This window comes from Antrihabitans auranticaus (genome assembly GCF_016481275.1).
Taxonomy (GTDB): domain Bacteria; phylum Actinomycetota; class Actinomycetes; order Mycobacteriales; family Mycobacteriaceae; genus Antrihabitans.
Genome location: NZ_JAEMNW010000021.1, coordinates 1 through 2,716, shown reverse-complemented (window position 1 = coordinate 2,716; position 2,716 = coordinate 1). Strand labels below are relative to the sequence as shown.

1 protein-coding gene is annotated in these 2,716 nt (G+C 64.7%); it reads left to right on the top strand.

The features are described 5' to 3' along the window. Positions 1-2,716, top strand: a 2,716-nt coding sequence (locus JGU72_RS30455) for a condensation domain-containing protein (protein ID WP_199688047.1), incomplete at both ends; no start/stop codon positions are given.

The window sequence follows — 2,716 nt, the reverse complement described above, 5'->3', positions numbered from 1 at the left end:
GTACCGGACGGGTGACTTGGTGCGGTGGGGTGTCGATGGTGAGTTGGAGTACATCGGTCGTACCGATTTCCAGGTGAAGTTGCGTGGTTTGCGTATCGAGCTCGGCGAGATCGAAGCCGCACTGATGGCGCTGCCCCCTGTCGCGCAGGCTGTCGTCGTCGTGCGTGGCGACGCCCGGATGGGCGACCAACTCGTCGGCTACCTCGTGCCGGCGTCGGTGGCGGGTGTCGACGTCGAGTCGGTCCGCACCGAACTGGTGGCCGAATTGCCTGGCTACATGGTGCCGTCGGCCTTCGTCGTGCTCGACGAGCTGCCGCTGAATGCGTCGGGCAAGCTGGATCGAAAGGCGTTGCCCGCGCCCGTGTTCGAGGCGAAGGTCTTCCGCGCCCCGACCACGCCGATCGAGGAAATCGTCGCCAACACCTTCGCCGAGGTGCTGGCCGTGGACCGTGTCGGACTCGACGACGACTTCTTCGAACTGGGCGGAAACAGCTTGGTTGCCACGCAGGTCGTGGCGCGTCTGTCCGCTGCGCTCGATGCCCGCATCGGCGTTCGTGATCTGTTCGAGGCGAGCACGGTCGGGACTTTGGCGGCGCGCGCCGAGTCGCATGCCGGAGCGGGTGCGCGGGCAGCGCTGGTGCCGCAGGAGCGACCCGACCGAGTTCCGCTTTCGCTTGCCCAGCAACGGATGTGGTTCCTCAACCGGTTCGATACCGCATCGGCCGTCAACAACATCCCGGTCGCACTCAAGCTTGCCGGACGGCTGGATGTGCCCGCACTGCAGGCCGCCGTCGGCGACGTCATCGCACGCCACGAAACGCTGCACACCGTCTACCCGGACTCGCCGGACGGTCCGCACCAGGTTCTGCTGCCCGTGGCGCGCGCGGTGCCGGACCTCACGCCCGTCGCGATCGACGAAGCGAACCTGCACTCGACGATCGTCGAGTTCGTTCTCCGCGGCTTCGACGTCACTGTCGACGCGCCGGTTCGGGCCCGACTCGTGCAGGTCGGAGAAACCGACTACGTCCTGGTGATCGTCGTCCATCACATCAGCGCGGACGGCTTCTCGATCGGGCCGTTCACGCGCGACCTGATGGTTGCCTACGCGGCTCGCGCGCAAGGTGACCTGCCCGCCTGGGAACCCCATCGCGTGCAGTACGCCGATTTCTCGCTGTGGCAGCGAGCGATGCTGGGTTCCGAGGACAACCCCGGTTCGCTCATCTCCACGCAGCTGGACTACTGGAGCCGTGCACTGGCCGGCATTCCCGACCAGCTGGATCTACCGACGGACCGGCCACGTCCGGCAGTCGCGACCGAGAGCGGTTCGAGCTACGAGTTCACGATCTCGGCCGAACTGCATCAGCGAATGACTCGCCTTGCCCGCGAACAGCATTCGACAGTCTTCATGGCGACCCATGCCGCCTTTGCCGTACTGCTTGCGCGACTGTCGGGAACAGACGACATCGTCATCGGCACACCGGTGGCAGGCCGCGGCGAGCGTGCGTTGGACGACCTGATCGGTATGTTCGTCAACACGCTGGTGCTTCGCACGGCCTTCGATCCCGCGGCGACCTTCGCCGATCTCCTCGAATCCGTTCGTGAGGTCGACCTCGAAGCCTTCGGTCACGCCGACGTGCCGTTCGAGCGGTTGGTCGAGGTGCTGAACCCGGCCCGATCCCGTGCCCGCCATCCGCTGTTCCAAGTCATGCTCGCGTTCCAGAATCAGCAACGCCCGCACCTCGAATTGGACGGCCTCACCGTCAGTGGTCTGCCGACCGGCGACGAACTGGCGAAGTTCGACCTGCAGTTGACGCTCGTCGACCAGTACGACGAGAACGGTCTGCCTGACGAGATGCAGGCGATCTTCGCCTATGCCACTGATCTTTTCGATCAGTCGACGGTGGCGTCGTTTGCGGAGCGGTTTGTTCGGATTCTCGAGGTTGTGCTCGCGGATGCGAATGTGGCTGTGGGTGATATCGAGTTGCTCGAGGTTGCCGAGCGGCGTCGGGTGCTGGTGGAGTGGAACGACACCGGTTTTGCGGTGGATTCTGCGGCGACGTTGGTGTCGTTGTGGGAGTCGCAGGTCGTGGCGGCGCCGGATGCGGTGGCATTGGTCTTCGAGGGCTCCGAGCTGACGTATGGCGAATTCGCCGGCCGTGTACAGCAATTGGCGCGCTGGCTGATCGAAGCCGGTGTGGGTCCGGACTCGATGGTCGCATTGGGGATGCGCCGGTCGCTGGATCTGGTGATCGGTATGTACGCGGTGATCGTCGCCGGTGGTGCGTACGTGCCCGTGGACCCCGATCACCCGGCCGAACGTATCGATTACATTCTCGACACCGCCCAGCCGGTGTGCGTACTCACCACTCGCGGTGACGACTTCGGTACTCCTGATGCGGTGCTGATCGACGAGCTGGATCTGGCTGGATTCTCGGCCGAACCAGTCGCGGATGCGGAGCGAGTCGCTCCGTTGCGTGCAGGAAACACGGCGTATGTGATTTTCACGTCGGGGTCGACGGGTCGGCCGAAGGGTGTTGCGGTTTCCCATGGGGCGATCGTGAACCGGTTGGTGTGGATGCAGTCGGCTTATGGTTTGGGTGCCGATGATGTGGTGTTGCAGAAGACGCCGGCGACGTTCGATGTGAGTGTGTGGGAGTTCTTCTGGCCGTTGCAGGTTGGTGCGCGGTTGGTGGTGGCGCGGCCGGATGGGCATCGG